Annotated in this window: 13 protein-coding genes; 2 read left to right on the top strand and 11 right to left on the bottom strand. The window is 48.2% G+C overall.

Features of this window, described 5'->3' with window-relative positions:
• Positions 1–63 precede the first annotated feature (63 nt).
• The gene (locus V7S65_RS14895) at positions 64–1,155 is read left to right on the top strand and encodes a sterol desaturase family protein (protein ID WP_336386638.1); all 1,092 of its coding nucleotides are present in this window, start codon (positions 64–66) and stop codon (positions 1,153–1,155) included.
• Between the two features lie 57 nt (positions 1,156–1,212).
• Here the strand turns inward: V7S65_RS14895 and V7S65_RS14890 are convergent, their stop codons facing one another.
• From V7S65_RS14890 to V7S65_RS14840, 11 genes are all read right to left on the bottom strand, one after another.
• Positions 1,213–2,277 (bottom strand): TlpA disulfide reductase family protein, encoded by a 1,065-nt coding sequence (locus V7S65_RS14890; RefSeq protein WP_336386639.1) that lies wholly within the window; start codon positions 2,275–2,277, stop codon positions 1,213–1,215.
• 25 nt (positions 2,278–2,302) lie between these two features.
• Complete coding sequence (locus tag V7S65_RS14885) at positions 2,303–3,805, bottom strand: PKD-like family lipoprotein (RefSeq protein ID WP_336386640.1); 1,503 nt, start codon at positions 3,803–3,805, stop codon at positions 2,303–2,305.
• Positions 3,806–3,833: 28 nt separating this feature from the next.
• Positions 3,834–4,586 carry a DUF4843 domain-containing protein gene (locus V7S65_RS14880; RefSeq protein ID WP_336386641.1) on the bottom strand — a complete coding sequence of 251 codons (753 nt, stop codon included), beginning with the start codon at positions 4,584–4,586 and terminating at the stop codon, positions 3,834–3,836.
• Positions 4,587–4,622: 36 nt separating this feature from the next.
• A complete protein-coding gene (locus V7S65_RS14875) occupies positions 4,623–6,062 on the bottom strand; it encodes a RagB/SusD family nutrient uptake outer membrane protein (RefSeq protein WP_336386642.1) in 1,440 nt (479 codons plus the stop codon).
• Between the two features lie 11 nt (positions 6,063–6,073).
• Positions 6,074–9,460: a SusC/RagA family TonB-linked outer membrane protein gene (locus V7S65_RS14870; RefSeq protein ID WP_336386643.1), complete on the bottom strand. Its 3,387-nt coding sequence runs from the start codon at positions 9,458–9,460 to the stop codon at positions 6,074–6,076.
• A 133-nt stretch (positions 9,461–9,593) separates the two neighbouring features.
• Positions 9,594–10,766 carry a FecR family protein gene (locus V7S65_RS14865; protein ID WP_336386644.1) on the bottom strand — a complete coding sequence of 391 codons (1,173 nt, stop codon included), beginning with the start codon at positions 10,764–10,766 and terminating at the stop codon, positions 9,594–9,596.
• Between the two features lie 91 nt (positions 10,767–10,857).
• Positions 10,858–11,490 carry an RNA polymerase sigma factor gene (locus V7S65_RS14860; protein WP_336386645.1) on the bottom strand — a complete coding sequence of 211 codons (633 nt, stop codon included), beginning with the start codon at positions 11,488–11,490 and terminating at the stop codon, positions 10,858–10,860.
• A gap of 115 nt (positions 11,491–11,605) precedes the next feature.
• On the bottom strand, positions 11,606–14,068 hold the full coding sequence (locus tag V7S65_RS14855; RefSeq protein WP_336386646.1) for an outer membrane protein assembly factor BamB family protein: 2,463 nt from the start codon (positions 14,066–14,068) through the stop codon (positions 11,606–11,608).
• Positions 14,069–14,196: 128 nt separating this feature from the next.
• Entirely contained in the window at positions 14,197–15,990 is a 1,794-nt protein-coding gene (locus V7S65_RS14850; RefSeq protein WP_336386647.1) for a RagB/SusD family nutrient uptake outer membrane protein, read from the bottom strand.
• A 19-nt stretch (positions 15,991–16,009) separates the two neighbouring features.
• Entirely contained in the window at positions 16,010–19,402 is a 3,393-nt protein-coding gene (locus tag V7S65_RS14845; protein WP_336386648.1) for a SusC/RagA family TonB-linked outer membrane protein, read from the bottom strand.
• 245 nt (positions 19,403–19,647) lie between these two features.
• A complete protein-coding gene (locus V7S65_RS14840) occupies positions 19,648–20,727 on the bottom strand; it encodes a FecR family protein (protein ID WP_336386649.1) in 1,080 nt (359 codons plus the stop codon).
• Positions 20,728–20,944: 217 nt separating this feature from the next.
• Between V7S65_RS14840 and V7S65_RS14835 the strand changes: the two genes are divergently transcribed.
• Positions 20,945–21,505 (top strand): RNA polymerase sigma-70 factor, encoded by a 561-nt coding sequence (locus V7S65_RS14835; RefSeq protein WP_079470642.1) that lies wholly within the window; start codon positions 20,945–20,947, stop codon positions 21,503–21,505.

Raw genomic sequence — 21,505 nt, 5'->3', positions numbered from 1 at the left:
GCAGTATCTGGCTGATACACTTTTTATTTAATCAACATCACTGATCACATAAAAAAGATAAGTATGACAACAACAGCAAAAACGCAGACGCAGGTGATCCTGAAGGACTCCCTGATTAGTTTACTGCTATATGTATTGCCGATAGGGCTCATGTTTCTGTCGTTTTATATCAGTGGCAGCAAACCGTGGCTGAATGCCACTTCTGAGCATCTTTCCTTCCGCGCGCCGGCATTCCTGGAGGCCGTATTTAATAACCTCAAAACGTGGGGATTACCGGCTATTATGCTGGTAGTGGGGATTGTGGAATTTTCTGTAGGATTGTATGAAAATAAGTGGACGAAGAATGAACGCACACTGGATATTGTATGTTTTATACTTCCGAAAATTGTGCTGCGTCCGATGATTGCTTATTTCGGGTTGAAGTTATTGCCTTTTGTTTTACCTGATGCGAAGAATGCATTTGCCTGGGTGCCGTTCTGGTGGGGCATTGCCATCATGGCTGTCGCTGATGATCTAACGCAGTACTGGTATCACCGGCTGCATCATCAATTACCCCTGTTATGGCGTTTTCACCGTACGCACCATTCCGCGCCTTATATGGGCATGGCGATGACGAGCAGGCAGAATATTATTTACACCGCCTTCTTTTCTCAGATCTACCTGACAGTAACGCTTACTTATCTGGGTCTTGGTTACCCGGCGCTTTTTGTAGGCGGCATAAAATCACTGATTACTACTGCGGCGCATTCCAGCATTAAATGGGATAAGCCATTTTATACCATCCGGTGGCTGAACCCGGTAGCATGGGTGATGGAGCGTTTAATTTCAACGCCCGCCACGCATCATGCACACCATGCAGATACTACAGATGATGGTGTGGGATACTACAAAGGTAACTTTGGGAATATGTTTTTTATCTGGGATATTATTTTTGGTACAGGCATCATCACCCGTCAGTATCCAAGTGCTTATGGATTGAAACATTATAAGGAAGAAGAATGGTATGCGCAGTTGTTATGGCCTATTTTTAAATCGAAGAAAGAGGGCAGTGAGCTGGCGCATAACGGACCAGTGGTTGGAGATGAAGTAACAGAAGAACCGGTGCCGGTGGTGGCGCCGCCAGTGGCGGCGATTGTACATGCTGAGGCAGTATAATGTATTGTATATAAAAAGAAACCGCTGTAAACATTTGTTTGCAGCGGTTTCTTTTTGCTACTTCAATAATTCATCGAGTTTATCCAACCCTTCGCCTCTTAAATTGCTGGCGATAATTTTTCCTTCCGGATCAATCAGGTAATTCTGCGGAATAAACCTGACGGCGTATTTTTTAGCGCCTTCTGCATTTTGCGGATCGAGTGAAGAGATCTGTTTCCAGGGAAGATTGTCTTCTTTGATGGCCTTTATCCAGTCGGCCCTGGACTTGTCCAGTGAAACGCCGAGTATAGTAAAGTTCCTGTCTTTATACTTATTATAGGCATTGAGTACATGCGGGTTCTCCGCCCTGCATGGCATGCACCAGCTGGCCCAGAAATCGATCAGTACATATTTGCCACGGAAATCTTTCAGGGAAACGGCGATGCCGGCGGTGTCCTTTTCTGTGAAGTCGGGTGCGGGTTTTCCCGGCAGCAACAGTTTGGCCTGTTCCACTCTTTGAGTAAATGCCACTCCGGCTGTGCTGTTTTTCAGTGCGGGCGATAAATTATTGAACAGGGCTTCTTTCTGCATCATGTCTGCCGCTCCGCCGATATCGTTCAATACAAGATCCAGACTGATCTGTGAAGCAGGGTGCTTTGCCACGAATTCGCGGTAAACATCCTGCCGGCGTTGGGCGATGGCTGCATAGCTGTTTAATGCAGTATCTGCCTGACGCGCAGAAGCCTTGCTGAGTGCCTGTTCCAGCCGGCTATATTCTTCATTGAGCGGAGTGCCGCCTATACGCAGTTGCCTGCTGGTATCTGCATTGGTAACGGTGATATTTCCTGCTTCAAGGTAGAAATAAGCGCCTGTAAAAGTGGGTCTTGTTCCTGACGAAGGAGTAATAATGGAAATAACTGATTTTACCGGTTCAGCTATATTGCCTGTTAAGGTGAAGCGGCCATCGGTGATTTTTGCGGAATCATGGATGCGTTTACCATCCAGCTGGTAGTAAACATGCGCCCATGTTTGGTTGTCTGCCTTGCGCAGGCTGCCGTTAATGGTAAACGGCTGCCCGGCATGGGCTGCACCGGCCGTGAGGACCAGGAGCAGGAAGAGGAGGTTGGTTTTGACTTTTCTCATTTTTATAAATTTTTTAGATAGATGTTTATCGTTCGCGGTAGGCGATGCAGGAAATTTTACCCGTTCCTGCATATGATTTATACAGTTGTAACGGTGCATTGATGTCAGGAACGTTATAGATATCCAGTATGCCGGAGTTCTCCGGTTGGCCCTGGATATAAGTACCCACCAGTAGCTTTTTACTCAGCCCGATGTAGTAAGCGGCGTTGGAAGCGCTGGCGTATGTGGAGGCAAATGGCTGGAATTTCAGGAGTGAAATTTTCCTGTTACCATAATCATGCATCAGGATACTGCGTTTGGTGGCGTGATCATATTCATACACCTTACCGCCTACATTGTAAAACAGGTAGCCAAGATCGGGATTCACTGCAAAGTTTTCGGCATCGGCAATACCGTCGCCGGTGATTTCTGCAAAATAGTTCTGTTTACCGGGCACTGTAAACCTTGCCAGGTAACGTTTACCGGTCGTACTGTTTTTCAGCACAGCAAATACTTCGCCGCTGTTGAATGGAGCAAAGGCGCTGTAGAGCAGGTCCATGCCGGTGCTGAAATTAAAGAGGTCTCCTGCGGGAAGTGTGAGACAGGTAGTACCTGATCCGGGATAGCGCAGAAACGTTTTGGTATCTTCATTGAAGATGATCGACTGGCCTGACGTGTTTTGAGCGGTCCAGCGCGATGGTTTGAAAAGCGCGGAACCTCCGTCCTGGGTATTCACCGGGTTGGTAATGGAGCTGTAACCGATTCCATAAATATTGTTATTGACATAAAGCAAACCACCATACATCCGGAGGGAAATGTCGGCGCCTGTCCAGTCGGTAACAGGCTCCGCCGCCTGCATAAAATTCTTCAGGTCGTAAGCGGGTACATAATCCAGGGAGTCCAGTCCGAGAAGCACGGCATTTTTGCTGGTGGCTACAAATATGCCGAGAGATCCGTTGGTAGGGCCTCCGAGCTGTGAAAACTGGGTGGCTATAAAAGCAGGCGTGCCTGTTGTTTTGTAAGCAGAGCGTACTTCTTTGAGGATATCGCGGTATAATGTATCGGTGTTACCACTGTGTGAAATCATATCCAGGCGGCTGTTACCATTTTCCATATCGCACAGCATCATCCATCCTTCATAGGAGGGGGCGCCTACATTCAGTGTAAAATAGCTGTCGGTGAATACGCCGGTCTTTTTGTCGGTAACGCGATAGTACATTGCGTAGAGGCCGTAGTCAAGCGTGATCACGGTATCAAGGTTCCTCGAGGTGGAAATGATGGTGGGCGCCATGGTGTATCCTACCAGGTGATCCGCCACCCAGTTATAGGTATAGTTGGCAGTATCCTCGTGATCATCTTTTGAAAACTTCAATACCGGTTTAATCTGCAAACGTGTGCCGTAATCCAACAGATAAGCGGAGTCTACTCCCTGTATAGTGATACTGTTGATGGGTGTATAGGTGTAGTTGCCCTTATCCTTCATACATGCCGACAATAGCAGTGCAAAGATGAAAGAGATCAATATTGGTTTGTAATGATGAGTGTTCATATTTGTTGATGAATAAGATGAAAGAATATTATTGAACAGCGGACCCCATTTTCATTTCGGTTCCATCTTCTTCTGTAATTGTTTTACCTGCGTTCTTCTGGTTGTTTAAATAGATTTGGAACTGCCTGGAGTAGTTGGTGAGCTGTGTGGTGGAGTACAGTGTACCCGTGTAAAATTTCGCCAGCAAGAGCGACTGGTTGGCAACGAGCAGTTCCAGTTTTTTGCGTGAATAAGCGCCCAGCGCGCTGGTGTTGTTATCCCAGAGATCAGGTTTGGGAAGGATATCCTGTATGATAATTTCCAGGTTGGTGGCAGATATAACGTCTGTCGCTGCAGCATTGAACACGCTCATGTTTGTTTGAAAATTGTTGTTGGGACTGAGCTTCAGAAACAGCGACACTGTTTTTTCGCGCAGGTCTGCCGGCCGCAGGATCTTAACAGGCACCAGTTTCTGGTTGGCATTGGCAGGAATAAATAAACTATCGTTAACGGGTAAACGATAATGTTTATCCGCTACAGCGGTGCTGGATTGATCTGCTGTCATATTGAACAACCGGTTATCCGGGGTGACTTTCCCCAGCAGGTTTACATAAAACCCGGCGCTGTCTTCTGTTCTGTTTCCCCGGAAGGCAAAATTGATCATGATAGTATCATAGTTGGTGCCGAAGCGGGAATAGGAAAAAAAGACATTGCTTTCTTCTGTGTAATGCAGCAGTTCACTTTTGGCGCATCCGGTTACGAGAGCGGTGAGCAAGAGGAAGTATATTGGAAAAATCTTCATGTTATTTGCATTGATACATTTAAGAATAAAGGCTTCTTATCTGAAAGTGGTTTCGGATAGCGGAAGCGGCACTACGTATTTTGCCGGCGTCATGGCAATGGTGGCATTGGCGGAAGAGCCGCTGTTGATGGCCGGAAGATTGATGCGTTTGTAATAGTAGAACAGCTGCCCTTCTCCCCAGAACTCTTTCTGATATTCTTTAGTAAGCTGGTTCCTCTTATCGCCATTGATGGTAACGGGAGGCAGGCCCCTGTTGTAGCGTACGGTATTCAATAGGGTGGAGGCCCTGCTGTCGTCGGTTTCTCCTTCTATAGCGATGTAGTACAGTTCTGTGAGCCTCACTAAAGGTTGCAGTTTCCGGTAGAGCAGGTTTTTGTTTTGTATATCTGCATATTTGAAGAAGGTTTTGTCTGTCCGTACGGAAGTTCTGTCTACATCAAAGTTGATCCGGTACCGGTAATCGTTGTTATAATCTTCATAAATGGCGGTAAGCCGCTGCGGCAGCGGCGCCAGCAGGCTGGTGTTAAGACTCGCAGCGAACCAGCTGGTTTGAGTGGCATACATATCTGCATTTTCCAGTCCGAAAATAACTTCGGAAGAAAAGATCCGGTCCGGGTTCACAATGCCGGGAGCGGAGAGGGAAGAAGGACTCCAGGGAAACCAGGGAGTGGCTTCATTGATCACGGCTGTTGCTGTGGCGGCAGCGCCTGTGTTATCGCGCCTGTAGAGCAGCACTCTTGCCTGCAGGGTTTTCACGGCATAATAATTCATGCGGCGGTTGCGCAGACTGAAGAATTTATCTGCCATAGCATCCGGTGCCTTTATACCAGCCGTGCGTACCGGGTCTTTTTCCAGCAGGGTGGCTGCTGTCGATAGATCAGCCAGCACATTTGTGATAACGGTATTAGCGGGCAATAACGCCTCTATTTTTGATTCCGGTGTAACGGGATAGGGAATAGACGTTTTAGTGGAGTCGGTGGTATATACCGGTCCGAAAAGCCGCAATAAATCGAAGGCCACAAACGCCCTTAGACCGTATGCTTCTCCCAGCAGCAGATTTTTTTCTTCCGCGCTCAATACATTGTTGGTGCTATCTACATTGTGAATAAAGAGATTGATATTCAGGATAGCGGTGTAGGCATTGTTCCAGATAGCGGTGGTATGCGACATCGCAGTGGCATCTGTGTATTTGTACCCAAACGTTGTATAAAAAGGGTGGGAGGTGGCCGCGCAGTTATAATACTGGGCCAGCACATCGAGGGTGGTAGCGGTAAGCTCACGGCCATACACCGCGGGTTTGGCCAGGTTCAGATAGATGCCGTTGATCACATTACGGATAGATGTTTGGCTGCCGTATACCTGGTTTTCCAGGAACTTGTCTTCCGGCTGTACATCCAGGTATTTACTGCAGGATACCATTGAAAGAAAGAGAATGGTAAGCAGCAGGAGCGGAAAGATGCGTTTTATCGGTTGCATAAAAAATATATTTAGAAGAAGATGTTTAAACTGAAAGAAACCGCATTGCTGAAAGGATAATCGATTCCTCTTTCAGATTTTATATTCGACAGGCGGAAGATATCGTTCATGTAGGCGTTTACCCTGATGGTTTGCAGTTTCAGACGCCGCACCCACGGATATTGTACGGAGCGGAACTCGTAGCCCGCATTGATAGATTCGCCCGTGAGATAATTTTCTTTCTGGATAAAGCGGGACGACATCGGCGTTACATCGGTAAGACTGATCCCTTTGAACAGTGCGTCGTCGCCGGGTTGTTTCCAGCGTAGCTCCAGCGCTCTTTTATCCTGGTTGTACTGCAGTTGGTCGAAGCTGATGTTTTCCACTTTGTTGTACAGGGCGGAGTTGAAAATATAAGCGCCAATGCTGTAACGGAGATTGATACCAAACAGGAATCCTTTGATATTAAGATTGGAGCTTATCACGCCTTCCACCTGTGGCCTGCCGTTGCCGATAGGAACGATGTCGGCAGGATCGTATACCAGTGTTTTTTCCCCGTTTGTTTTTCTGAATACTTCTTTACCGGAAGCGGGATCAATACCGAGTGATTTTACCGCCCAGAGTTCATCGGGGCTGTAACCATCGAGATAGCGCTGCAGGGAGTTGGATTTCTGCGCTTCATCATTCAGGTTTTTGAGAATGTTGGAGAATCCTTCATACCTGCTTTTGTACAGACTCCCGGTGTAGCCGAGTGTCCACAGTATATTTTTCCGTGGCAGATAGATGGGTGCATACCGTACAATAGCTTCCACCCCGCGGGTACGGAGGTTTCCTACGTTCAGCACATAGGTAGATACGCCGGAAGATGCAGGCAACGAGCCGTTGGTGATCAATGGTTTTGACAACTTCTCATAAGCGTTGAAAGTAGCGGTGAAGCGGTTATCAAAGAGGGAAGCATCTATACCAACGCTGGTGCTTTGTGTTTTCTGCCACTCCAGCAACGGATTGCCGAGTTGGGTGAGATAAAGCCCCTGTCCGTAGATGTTCAGGTTATTTTCATACCCGTAAACCGAGGTGGAGGCGTAGCTGCCTAGCGCCTGGTTGCCCGTGGTACCTATATTCCCCCTGATCCGGAGCATGGTTAGCCATTGTATGTCTGACATAAAATATTCGCTGCTGATGTTCCAGCCCACACCGATCGACCAGAAGGGAGAGTATTTATTTTCGGCGCCGAAAGAAGTGGAGCCGTCTATCCTGAAATTTGCATCTATAAAATAGCGGTTGTCGTATGCGTAGTTAACGCTGCCAAGTGCGTTAACCCTTCTTACAGTTGTTTTCTGGTATATGGGTTTGGTATCCGGCAGAAAGCCATAGGCAAAGGCGGGATTGGGATTTACACCTTCCGGAAAACCAGTGGCGGTGTAAGCGGAATAGGTTTGACTTTGTTCCTGCATTTCTGTCCGGGCGTTCCCGGTGAGACTATGCACATCGTTGAATACTTTCCTGTAGGTAAGCATCAGGTTGGCCTGGTAGCTCATGTTATCTGTACGGGAATCGGTGTAACGGCCTTTCCGGTATGTATCCACCGTGTCGAACATGGTATTGGCGGCAGGAATAAAAAGCGTGCCTTTGGTACTTCCTTTTTGTACCTGTAAGCCACCGGACAGCCGGAAGCTCCGCGTGAAATCGTATATGAAGTTCAGGTTGTTCTGGAGTATGAGGGTGTTGGTATTGTTTTTTGAATTGAGCGTGGCATTGTACAGCGGGTTGCCTACTTTAACGGTATCAGGAATAAAGGAGTTGGTGTTAACCAGGTATGTTTCCAGGTACCGGTCTGTATTCAGGCTGCCGTCGTCTCTTTTTTTCCGGTAGTAGGGATTGATGTTTACAAAATCATTGAATGAGCCGTAGGGCGATTCGTTGGAGTTGGTACCGTTTACATACAGCTGGTTGGTGATGTTCAGTTTTTTCTTACGATAGGCAAGATCCACGGTAGCGCCCCAGGTGGTTCTGTCGGAGCCGATCATAACGCCGTTCAGTCCGCGGTAGTTCAATCCTATGCCATATTGAAATTCCTGGCTGCCACCGCTCACGCGCAGCGAGTGTCCGTTGGTGAAGCTGTTTCTCAGCGGAACATTGAGCCAGTAGCTGTTAACTCCGCTGCGTACGGCTGCCAGGCGTTGATTATAGAGGTTGTCGTTGGTGATGCCGGAAAAGCCAAACTCTTTTTTATACAATCCTGCCAGTCGTTGAAATTCCAGGTTTTCTTCTGCATTCATCATATTGTAATCGCGGAGGTCCGGTATTTCCCAGCGGAGGTCGGCGGTGTAGGATACATTGAGTTCTCCCGGTTTGGGTTGTATGGTTTCCACGATCACCACGCCATTAGCGGCTCTGGAGCCATACAGCGCGGTAGACGCGGCATCTTTGAGCAGGGTAATGGAGGCCACCCGGTTGATGTCGAGATCCACGATCTGGCTCAGGGTTGTTTCCATTCCATTCAGGATAAACAGCGGTTGGTTAGGATCATTGGAAAACTGGTCCCTTACTGTGCTGGAGGAAAGACTTGTTTTGCCGCGCACTTCTATGTTGGGCAGCTGGTTGGGATTGGAACCCTGGATATTATTGGTGGTAACGATAAAGGAGGGGTCCAGTGTTTTTAAGCTCTGGACAACGTTGAGGTTCCCTACCCGGCGCAGGTCCTTGCCGCTGAAAGAGGCCACCGCCCCGGAGAAGGTAAGTTTGTTCCTGTCGAACATCCCGGTGCGCACCACTACGTCCTGTATTTCCACGGCGGACCTTTCCAGTTGTATGGTACGGATTCCTTCCTTCCAGGGTTTCAGTTCCAGTGATTTGAAGCCGACAAAGGTGATGAGGATAGCAGTCTTTTCGTCCGGCACGCGGATCTGGAAAGTACCATCAGCCAGGGTGGATGTACCCAGGCGGGTTCCTTTCACAATTACGCTGGCGCCGGGCAATGGCTGGCCGTTTGCATCGAAAACCCGGCCCCGCAGCACGATGGATTGCGCCTGTTCGTCCGTACTGCCGGATGGTTTGTAGGGACTGATTACAATGGTATTGCGGTCGCGGATGGAATAGGTGAGTGGTAAGCCTTTCAGGCATTGCGTGAGTACTTCTTTCACCGGCGCATTTTTTACATGCAGGTCAAACCGCTTCTCGTCCGGCAACATATCATTGTTGTAGATGAATACATAACCCGTTTGTTTCCGGACTTCTTTAAATACTTCTGCCAGCGTGGTGCTGTTTTTTGAGATCGTAATTTGTGAGAAGCCCGTTGCTGCTACCTGCAGGCAGGTCATCAACAGAAAAATAGCTTTAAACTTCATGGTTGATAATGGTTTGGTCTTTGTCCTGCTGCCATAGTGCAGGAAATGATGATAAAGCCACAAATGTTTCATTTGTGTAGATTCTGGTTTAATCGCGTTATTGAATGATGGGCATCATTTGCTTTGTCTGCAGTGCATAGCAAACTTCGCCCGGATGCGTGGTGGTGCGCATGGTGACTCTAAAAACGACAGTCGGTATAAAAAATCAGTATACTTTAATTTTATTTCCTTCTTCCCTGAATTTCACGGCGCCGGTGGCCGACAATAATGACAATACATCGCTTATCTGTGACGAGCGGGATATTACCGCGCTGAATTTCAGATTGAGCATGGCGGGATCCGCCTCAAAATCCACATTATACCATCTCGACAGGAGGCGTAAAACCACGGTCAGGCGTTCTTCTTCAAAATCGAAATAGCCATTTTTCCAGGCTATTACCTTTGAAGTTTCTACCTGTCGTACGGGGATAGTGGTGATGGCGCCGTTATGGGTAGTTACCGCCTGTTGGTCGGGCGCCAGTATCACGCCGGCGTTGCCGCTTTGTGCGGACACCCTCACTTTTCCTGTAATTAATGTGGTGCTGGTGGCTCCTTCTTCTTCGTATGCGTTGATATTAAAATGCGTGCCGAGTACTGTTACCTGCTGATGTGCGGATACTACCACAAAGGGCATGTTTTCCGCGGCGCCTGCATTAAAGGGGCTTACTTCCAGGTATACTTCTCCCGTAATTTCTATCCTTCTTTCCTTACCGGTAAATGCGGTAGGATACCTGACCGATGAAGCCGCATTGAGCCATGCCTTTGTACCATCTGGTAATGTTACCTGGAACTGTCCGCCGCGCGGGGTGCGTAATACATTGTAGCTTACGCCTGGGGTACTGCTTTGCACCTCGTATTTCAGCTGGCTGCCCTGCTGGTGGATGGAAGTACCGCCCTGTTGCAGCTGCTGTTTGCCGGAGCTGTCGAGCGCAATACTGGAGCCATCGGCCAGTATGAGAATGGCTTTGTTAGCGCCGGGTTTAGCGGTGCTGATATAGCCTGCTGCCGGCGCTGGTACTTTGGATGGTGGTTGCAGCCAATAGTAAGCACCTGTTCCGATGAGCAGCAAAATGGCTGCTGCCGCGGCATAGCGTGGCCACGGGCTTATTTTTTTCATTGGCTGGTTCTGTGCTTTTATATAAGCAAAGATCTCTTCCCTGAGGGCTATGTCTTCGGTTACTTCAATGGGTGTTCCGAGTGCATCGTCCACTACTTTTTCCAGGACGGGCAGGTGTTGCCTGCTCCTGATCATGGCGAACAGTAGTTCCTTCTCCGTTGCTGTGATGGAGTTGGTGAGGTATTTATCCATTAATGACTGGAATTCCCCGGATGCGTGCATACACGATTACATTTTAAGACATCAGAAAATAGCACCTTTACTATAAAGACCAAAAAAAAGGGTGATAGGTGCAGTTGAGGGAAAACTTTTTTTATTTTCCTAATTTTTCCAGCAGCCAGATGAGGAGCAATGCGTTGCCACCCTGTTTCCGGACATATTCCCGGATGGTGTTCAGCGCCCGCACCATATGGCTTTTCACGGTAGCTGGCGCGATATTCAGCTCGCGTGCAATTTGCGGATGCGTTAAACCCTGTTCCCGGCTTAAACGGAAAATAAGCGACTGTTGTGGTGGCAACTGTGCAATGGCATCCTGGATGAGGGAGGCGGTTTGTTTGTATTCCAGTAAAGAGTCGGGGGTGAGATAGTTTTCCGGAACGGTGTCTTCCACCTGGTGAACATCCACAAAGGACGCCTGCTGATGAAGGATGTTGACAATCGTATTACGGGCCACAATAAACAACCAGGCGTCGAAATTGTCGACTTCCGGCAGTTTGTGTCTTTTTTCCCATAGTTTGATGAACACTGTTTGCACTGCATCCTTCGCTTCTCCGGGTGTTTTGAGGAAGCTGAGGGCCACCTGGTAGACCTGGTTCCAGTGACTGTTAAATACCTGCCTGTAGGCAGTTTCATCTCCCGCTGCTATCTGTAAAAGAAGCGCCTTCTCGTTATATGTTTGGTTGATTGGCAATTGCTTTCCGTATTCAATATTCCACTTCTGCTGCAAACTATAATAAAATATTTAAAAAAGGGAAGCAATATTCGTAAGATAATAATTTGTTATATAAAAAGAGGATATCTCTTTTAACGGAGATATCCTCTTTTACATAAGATGGGTGTTCTTATAAACGGAACGCATTAACGTTTCCTGAAAAATCTGCCACATACAGCATGCCGTTATACACAGCCATATCCGCCAACACTGGCGCGCCGGTATTGAAGCGGCTGATCAGTGTCCCGGTGGCCAGGTCTATCACATATACATACCCGTCAGACGCGCCTGCAATGAGGCGGTTGCCGGCCAGTAAGGGCGTGGATTCGATAGTGGCTGAACGCGGGGAGGAATAAGGCGCAGAGTAAAACAGGGCTTCGCCTGGTACAAAACGCCACTGCTCTTTTTTTGTTTTTTTATCGAAGGCCAGCATACCACCGGAAGCCGTACAGGTGATAATATACCCGTTAGTGACCAGTGGTGCCGTCATAGTTTTCAGTTCTTCCGTAACGGGGATGCTGTCTGTAGTTTTCCCGGTAGCGGGGTCCAGGATGTGAAGTTTATTGATACCGTGTACATACAATAAGTTATCAAAGAAAGCGGGTGTGCCGCTGCGAAAGCGGATCCCTTCATCGCTGCGTTTCCATTGCAATTTCCCGGTGGCGGCGTTGTGGGCAAACAAGTGGTTCCAGTTAGAAGAAGTGATGAGCTGCCCGTTGTGGATAGCCATTGCCGCGGGAGTGCCTTCCCCGCCGGTCCAGTCGTGGTTCGTCCATTTCACCTGCCCGGTGCGGATATCCAGGGCCTGTAAATAATTGCCTGCGCCGGTAAAGTAAACGCCATCGTGGATAGCGCCGGCCGAATTATAGGCAGGCAGGTTTTTCAGATCGCCGGTGTGTTTCCATTTCAGTTTACCGGTAGCGACATCGAGGGCGTAGGTAACGCCTTCTGCATCGGTAGCCAGCAACAGGCCGTTGTGGTAGCTGATGCTGTGTTTAATGGAGTTACCGGTGGGGAATTGCCACAACTGTTTGCCGGTTTGTGCATCCAGCGCGGTGATGCTGCTATGGTGATTACCTTCATCATCAATAGTGCCTGTGAATATTTTGCCTGCGGCGCATATGGGAGATGATTTCCAGATATTACCTCCCACGTTTGCGGTCCAGTTTAAATGCAGTGATCCGGCGGTGGATATACCGGTAACGCCTGTACGTTGTATGTTCTGTAATACTTCCGGCCAATCGGCGGCGTTCGTACTGGTTTTTACAGGCGTATTTTTTACCAGCGTAAATGTATCCCTGCGGAACAGTACCCTACCGGTACCTAATGTAGCTTCTAACGTTGAGGTATATACGCTATTTAACCATGCAGCGGGAATGGAAGTAGTAGCAAACCAGTTCCAGTCGGTGCGCGGTTGCAGCGATACCTGCTTCACGAGGTTCCCTTTTTTATCGAATAAGCTGAACAGTACTTTATTTACCGGGGAAGCAGTGTGATAGGCGTTTGCGCTGATCACCATTTTATCCTGGTCAAATGCAATGCCTGCTGCCGACGGCGACACGGATACCAGTTGATCGTGCACATAGGTATAACGCCGTTGCACAAACGAAAGCCCGTTTTTATCCACACCGATTATATCGAAGTTGGAAGCGGAGTTGTCGATACCGCCGTCGGGAGGCGGTGCTGCACAGAGGGAGCGGATGCCGGTGTTGCCGTGGGTACGCGCAAAGTTGATATGCCAGTGGCCATAGATCCAGGCTTTGAGGTGATGTTCATTGAGGTTGATGCTATCGTTTTTTGAACGGATGGTAAACAACGTATCGTAAGTGAGCAGGTCGTGATTGAATATGATCACGGGCTTTTCAGGCGCCGTGTTGGCAAGATCATTTTTCAGCCATTGCACTACATCATCTACTGTATAGGAAGGTTGATAATCGCCGTTGCGCATGGGCGTTACAATGAAGTGCGCAGGGCCGGCATCAAATGAGTAGAACATCGGGCCAAACAGGGACTCGTACAATGCTTCACCGTACGGACCCTTTACCAGGTCGTGGTTGCCGATGCAGTAATATACGGGTACTCCCATTGTGCGGGTATTGATGTATTGCGCGTGGAATGCCATACCTTTTTCGTAGCAGATATCGCCGGTATGGATCATGAAATCAGCGTTTTCATTGTGTGCATATTCTTTTGCATCGGTGATCCAGTTGTTGAACTGGTAGGTTTCTGTATCGGTGAGCCGAACAAACTTTGCGGCGGCTGCTGTGGCTTTAATCACGGCCTGCACGCCAAAGTCGTAGGTGGACAGGGTACTATCGGTATGTATATAGAATGCTTTGGTGAACCGGTATCCGGCGGGTGTGGTGATAAATATAAATCTTGTTTTCGTGTGGCCGGGGAGGTGATAGTTACCATTGGCATCGGTGGTGGTTACGTGCAGTCCGTCGGACACGCGTACGCCTGCGAGTCCTTTTTCCGCGTTGTTTGGTTTGCCGTCGGCATTGTTGTCTGTAAATACCTGCCCTGAGAATCCCTGTGCCATCAGTGTTTGCAGGCTGCAGGCGATGAGGAGGGTTAAGAGTAATTTTTTCATGAATGGGTTTATTTTATAAGCATGATTGCGGTATTAAAAAAGGATTACCACGATCCATGTTTTTGCAGTGAGTCATTCCCCGCAAAAACATGGATCGTGGTAATCCTGCTCATCACTGTTCATCCGGTTTACCAGCCGAATATCTGTTTCAGTTTATCATTCAGTATCGTCTGTTGTTTTGGTATAGGACGATAGTAAAACTGGGGCTCTTTAAAAGTACGGCCGGCGCGGTCGGCAGTAAATTTGATATGACCATTGGTGCCGTTGTCGAGGTAGAAATTATTTTCCCCGTTTTTATCCGTGAGATAGAAACGTGACAATTTTGCCCTCACATCAGCGGGTAACCCGGCGATAGAAGAAGTATCTGTGGTGTTTGGCAGTATAGCGATGTCAGCTACGTTGTCGCCACTCATATCAATGCCGCCGAGTGCGGGAACATACATGCCCTGTGGCGCTTCCTGTAAACGCGCGCCTGCTCTCCAACGATTGATATCTTTGAGACGCAGCCCTTCGCAGGCCAGTTCTACTCTTCTTTCACGACGTATTTCCAGCAGTACGCCTTTATTGGCGCCGCTTACCTGGTAGGCTGCATTCAGCACCGGGTCCACATTTCCATTGGCGGTAACAAGGTTGAGGTCTGGCATTTGCACCCTGCGGCGCAGCAGGTTCACGGATACGTCAAGATCGGCCTGTGTGAGGCTACCCAGTTCTGCTTTTGCTTCAGCGAAGTTGAGCAGTACTTCGGCGTAACGGTATACGGGTAATGCGGTGTAGTTAGTTTCCCAGCCCTGGCGTTGTTTCGGATCGCGTGGATAAAACTTCAGCTGATCGTAAGCGCCGAGGTTAGGCTTTGCGATGTAGAGGTTATTATCCTGGGTGGTGGAAAAGCCGGGATAGGCCACTGTTTCGGCCAGGCGCGGATCGCGGTTTTTGAAGGTAGCGGTGAAGCCCATTTTATCATAGCCCGGCTGTGAAGTGAACGGCGTGCCGTCTTTCATCAGGTAGCTGTATACAAGGCTCTGGCTGAGCGACCAGGTCCATCCGAGTACGGTATGCGTGTTGTTGCCTTTACCAAGACTCTGTGGATAATCTCTCCATTGGATAATTTCTTTGTTGCCGTTTAAGGAAAGACTGGAAAACAAAGCGCGGTAATCTTCCCCGCCTTTGCCGTTATTGTAGATCATATATCGGTTACTGCTTATTACCTGTTGCGCTGCTGATACGGCCTTCTGGAGGAAAGATTCAGCGGTGCCGGCAAGCTTTACTTCGTCGTGATATTTTCTGAATGTTCCTTCGAAAAGGCAGAAGCGGGACATGAGCGCCAGGGCAGCGTATTTATTTACGCGGGTACCGTTGTCTTTATCATCTACCTTAATATTATCCACAGCAAACTGCAGGTCGGCAAGCACAGAGTCGGCCACTGCGGACCGTGGATCACGGCCTTTGTACAGATCGGGGTCCACATCTGTTAATGCGTGGCCGTACCAGGGCACATCAGAATAGGTGGCTATCTTTTCAAAATAAAATCTCGCACGGAAGTAGCGGGCAATGCCTATGTAGTGATTAATGTCGGCAGCATCACCTTTTGCTTTACCGGCGTTATCCAGCAGGAAGTTGATATCGCGCAGTACATCCCAGTCGTTCCATCCGCCAACGGTGTTTTCATCGAGGGTGTTGTGCACCAGTTTGTCCATTTCGCTGCCGGTGTTGCCGGAAACGTTATCAGAGTTATTGTCATCATACGGCGCTGAGAGGTTATCGTCGTATAAGCCGTTGATGTAGGTGTTCAGATCCTGTGGTGAGTTGAAGTATGCTTCCGGTGAGATCTCCGTTTGCGGGTTGCGTTGCAGGAAGTCCTTGTTACAGGAAGCTGCTGCACAGCCCAGTATGATGAGTGATAAATAAAGCCTTTTATTTTTCATGTTCCGATGTTTGAATTAATTAAAAGTTCAGGTTTAATCCGAACGAGTATGTTTTCTGGTAAGGATATACAGAACCGTCCAGTCCTTCAGGATCGATATTCGCTTTCAGGTGGGAGATGGTAAAGATATTTTCCGCACTGAAATAAACACGGAAGCGGAGAATCTTGTATTTCTCTGTGATGGACTTTGGAATGGTATAGCCGATAGAAACATTTTTGAGACGGGTATACGCTGCATTTTGCAGGTACCTGGTTTGCGGTGCGCCCAGCTCGGTGGCATCTTCCGCGATATATGATTTCAGGCGCGGGAAGTAACCATTGGGTGTTTCGGGAGTCCAGCGATCGAGATTGTGTACCTGTACGTTTGTCCACGGTTGTGAATATACGCCCCAGAAGTAGTGGTTACCTGCATTGGGGTACCAGTCTCTTTTTCCGATACCCTGGATGAGTGCGCGGAAATCGAAACCTTTGTAGGAGGCGGTGAGGTCGATGCTGTAAGGAAAGCGCGGCATGTTGTTACCGATTATTTTCCTGTCGCCGGGATTGCTGATGGTATTGTCGCCATAGTCTACGGAGCCGTCGCCATTGAGATCTTTAAATTTCAGATCGCCTACATAGAACTGGTACTGCTGATCGTCTGAACCTACTTTGGATTGTTTGGCATGTGACTTCAGTTCATCTTCGTTCTGGAAAAATCCTTCTGTAACAAGGCCCCAGATATCACCTATTTCCTGTCCCTGGTAGTAGTTGCGGTTTTCCAGTGAGCCGGCGTCGTAGTTGGCGAGCGTACCGGTAGGATTGGTGAAGCGGGTAATAAAGGAACGGCTGTCGGCCACCAGTAATTTTACGCCGTATCCGAAGTCGTTGTTACCGATTTTAAACTGATCGCGCCAGTAGAGGGTCATTTCCCATCCGCGTGTTTTCAGGTCGGCAGAATTGGTTCTTGGAGCCGGTGCGCCGTATACGTTGGGCAGTTCCTGGCTTTTGGCGAACATGCCGTTGGTATAGCGGGTGTAGCGGTCGTAGCTGAAGAATAATCTTTCTTTCAGCATGCTGAAGTCGATACCGCCGTTAACGGTTTTCACCGACTGCCAGGTGTAGGTGGCGGTAACCGGTGTTGGTGCATATACGCCAATAGGCAGCTGACCATTTAATACGGAGTTGATGTTACCGGCCGACATGAGCGGCATGTAACCGTAGGCTTTCCATTGCTGATCGCCCAGGGAACCATAGGAACCGCGGAGTTTCAGGAGATCGATGCCTTTAATATCGCTGAAGAATTTCTCTTTGGAAATCACCCATGCAGCAGAAGCGGATGGGAAGAAGCCCCAGCGGTTATCGGCGCGGAAGCGTGATGACCCGTCGTTACGGCCATTTACTTCTACAATATATTTATCATCGTAAGTATAATTCAGGCGATAGAAAATGCCTCTTACGGCCCAGTCTTCGATGGTTTGTTTTTCCGTGATATTGCCGGTAGCCAGTTGAGGGGTGGGGTATTGTGTGCTGATGAGTCCCTGCCTGTTTACATTGAATATATTGGTGTAATGGTATTCCTGGTTGAACCCTGCGAGTGCGCCAACGGCATGTTTTTTATTGAATGTTTTGTGGAAGTCGGTGTAAACGTTATACACATTATACTTCAGTTCATTGGTGCTGTTGTTGGCGGACGACTGGTTACCGTTGGTATATTGGGTAGGCTGATCCGGCCCGTTGCTGTAGGGAACCGGCAGTGTATAGGATTTACCTACGTTATTTCCGCGGCGGTAGGTAGCATCTCCTTTCAGGGTCCATACATCTTTCACCAGGTTTATTTCTGCGTTGAGCGTGGTCATAAATTCGCTCCAGGTATCTGCGGAGCGGCCGCCACTCTGGAGGTTACCCAGTAATGCCGCGCCGTCTGAAGTCCAGGTACCATCCGGGTTGCGGGGCACGGACAAAGAAGGGGTGCGGTTTGCATTATGAAAAAATAAGTAATCAACGGTATTGGCGGGTTGCGAATAGGTGGTGTTGGTGTACATGGTGTTGCTACCAATTTTCACGCGGTCGTTGATGGTATAGGTAGCTTTTGCACGCATGTTATAGCGTGTGTATTGATCGGGGTTATAGCGGAGCATACCATCCTGTTTGTAATAATCTCCGGAGAAGTAGTAGTTCAGTTTTTCATCTCCGCGGGAAATGTTGAAATTGGCATTATACGCGGGCGCTGTTTTCTGGTATACTTCATGGAGCCAGTCGGTAGATCCGTAATAGGCATATTTTGTTTTATCGGTGGGACTTACGATTACTCTTGGCAAAGAAGGGTCGTTGGCAAGTTTTTCTGCATAGGCCCTGTCGGCGGCGGGGTACAGATCATACAGTGGTGTGGCGGCATCATGCTTGTATTGCATGGTGGTGAGTGGGTCTGTAATAATTTTTGGTACCAGTCCTAATGTGCGCACGGCGTAGTTGGCGTTGGCATTCATCAGGAGGCGGCCGTCTTTTCCCGATTTGGTAGTAATGAGCACTACCCCGAAGGCGGCGCGGGCGCCATAGATGGCGGCGGAGGCGGCGTCTTTCAGGGTGGTTACGCTTTCCACATCGGCGGGGTTGAGGCGCGACACTTCTTCATTGGTAAAAGGGATGTTATCTACCAGGATGAAGGGATCGCCGCCGTTGATGGAGGTCATACCACGCAGGTTGAATTTTGGTGCGGAAGATACACGGCCGTTGTTATTGGTAATATTCAGGTTGGGTAATAATCCCTGCAGGCCGTTACCGATATTGGCGATGGGGCGGCTTTCCAGTTCTTTACCGGAAATAGCATCTACCGCGCCGCTGAGATTAGCCCTTTTCTGTTTGCCGTAACCTACTACCACTACTTCATTGAGGCCGCTGGAATTGGCTTTCATGGCAATGTTAAGGGAGGCACCTTCGCGTGCTTTCATCTGCTGGGCTTCGTAGCCAACGTAGGTGAATTCCACGGTGGCATTTTCGGGTACTTCCAGGGTGAAGCGGCCATCATTATCTGTTTTAGCGCCCTGTGTGGTACCTTTTACCAGCACGGTAACGCCAATCAGCGGGTTGCCGGCTTCGTCGGTTACCCGTCCTCTTATATGAACATTCTGTACGGTTTCACCTGCTTCCAGGATTACCACCAGGTTATCTTTCATGATCTTATATCCCAGCGAGGTGCCTGCGAGCGCCTTATCCAGGATCTCCGCCACCGGAGCATCTTTCATGGAGATAGAGATTTTCCGGTCGGGGATGCTGGCATTTTTGTACAGGAAGGTGTAGTCGCTCTTCTGTCCTATGACAGTCAGCAGCTTACCAATGTTAATATTGTTATAATTAACACTGATCCGTTCCTGTGAAAACCCATGTGCGCTTAGTTGTAAGAACCCGGCACAAAGCAATACGGAGGTTAGTTTCATACGCAATAATAGTTTCCTCATATTCCGCTGGGGAATATGGGAAGGCCACCAATAGCTTTTTTTCATAAATTTGTTTCGTTAGGTTAAATAATGAGCCGTTACCAGATCGTAAGGAAATCGGTTTACATTGTTTAGCCAGCATTTTAAAAGGGGGAATGTTGCTGCATTTCCCTTTTTTTATTTGCTGTCTGCAATAAAAAAATCAGTGGATTATCAAGCCATAGATGACGTTTGGATGTTGTGTTTTACCATATGTAAATAACATTTTCTTTCGTGTTCACCTCATAATGAAAGCCCGACATCAGTTGTAATGCCTGCAATACATCTTCAATACTCTGTTTCCGGAATGCGCCTGTAAATACTTCGTGTTTGTATTTATCATTTTTAAAACGCAGGGTTACGTTGAACCAGCGTTCCAGGTCGTGCGATAGTTGTTCAAACGTTACATTGTCAAAGTCGAAGCGGTCGTTAACCCAGGCGGTGGCTGGTTTTTCCGCTGTGGTATGGTTGCCGGCAGCAGCCATTGTTTTTACCGGTGTGATGCTGAAGTTGGTTTTTCTGTTTACAGGTATTTGTTTATTTTCTTTTATGCCGATGATTAATTTTTGTTCCGGTTGCAGCTGTACGGTTTTCCTCGCTCCGCCATGATCATTATCCGGGAAATCCACTTCCACTTTTCCGCTAAGCAGGGTTGTTTCCACGGTGGCATCTTCTGTATAGGCTTTTACATTGAATACAGTTCCCAGCACCCGGATATTTATGTTGCCGGATTGGATGATGAACGGATGCGCGGGATCATGCTTTACATCAAAGTACGCTTCACCGGTAAGACTCACCTCACGCTCGCCGTTCAGGAAACGGGTGGCGTCGTATTGGAGGCGGCTGCAGGCGTTGAGTATTACGCTGGTGCCATCCGGCAGTACCACGCTGGTTTTGGAGCCGGTTTTGGTAACCACTTCATTGCGGAAAGCCTGTTTGCGCGGCACGACCGGCCATAGGGTATAGGCCGTGATGAGTATAGCGATGCCGGCGGCAATGCCGCTGATCATACGCCAGGGGATCAACCGTTTGGCGGGAGGCAGCTCCTGTTCCTGCTGGAGGAACAGGTTGATGCGGTCCATTCCCTCGCTGGCCAGTTGCTCTTCTTCTGCCGGGGAAAATCCGTTGGCGCTGTTCACGGAACTGATATCCCCGATAATGGTAAAAGCATACTGCAGCTCCGGAAACTGCATCAGCAGCATTTCCAGTTCTTTCAGCTCTTCTGTGGTGGCCTCTCCGGATACTTTCCTGGCCATCAATATATTTACCCGGTTGCGCTCGATCATTTATTTTTATCCGTGTTATATCAGAAGGACGAAAAGAAAATGAAAAACCCCCAAAGCCGCCGGTAAATTTTTTCTTTTCCCGGAAATAGCGCAGATACCACCATTTCCCGCCAAAAAAACACTACTCTAAAAATAAATTCCGGGATAATTTATTTTGTTAACTTTAGCGTAATCTGCGTTATATATTATTGCAACCAATATCAGTGGCTTAAAAGGGATGGATCAGTGTACAATCAATGAATTATTTAAAAACATCACGGTGAACAATGATCAGGCGGCCTTCAAAGCTTTCTATCATCATTTTTTCATCAGGCTGTTGCGTTTTTCCTTCTCGCTTACCCGTAGTAAAGAGGTAGCAGAAGAAATAACGAATGATGTTTTTATGCATTGCTGGCAAAAAAGGCAATCACTGACGGACATAAAAAACCCGCAGGTATACCTGTTTGTGGTAGCGAAAAATAAAGCGATTGACTATATGCGTAAACAGGCCAGTTCCCGGCAGGTAGTTTTTGCAGAAGAAGATAAACTGGAAATTGCCTTTGAAAGCGATCCGGAGCAACTGATGATTTCTGCGGAGATGATCCGCAAAATGGAATATACCATTGAACAACTTCCTCCCAAATGCAAAATGGTATACATCCTTGTAAAACAATACGACCTTCGTTATAAAGAGGTAGCCACCATTTTGAACCTCTCGGTTAAAACGGTGGAAAACCAGCTGGCTATTGCCATGAAGCGCCTCACGGCTGCAGTGAACTTCACATTGGAAAAAGCATAG

The organism is Chitinophaga sp. CCNWYY40 (assembly GCF_037483205.1).
Classification (GTDB): Bacteria; Bacteroidota; Bacteroidia; order Chitinophagales; family Chitinophagaceae; genus Chitinophaga; species Chitinophaga ginsengisegetis.
The sequence above is the reverse complement of the archived record's forward strand: the minus strand, read 5'-3'. Positions and strand labels throughout refer to the sequence as shown.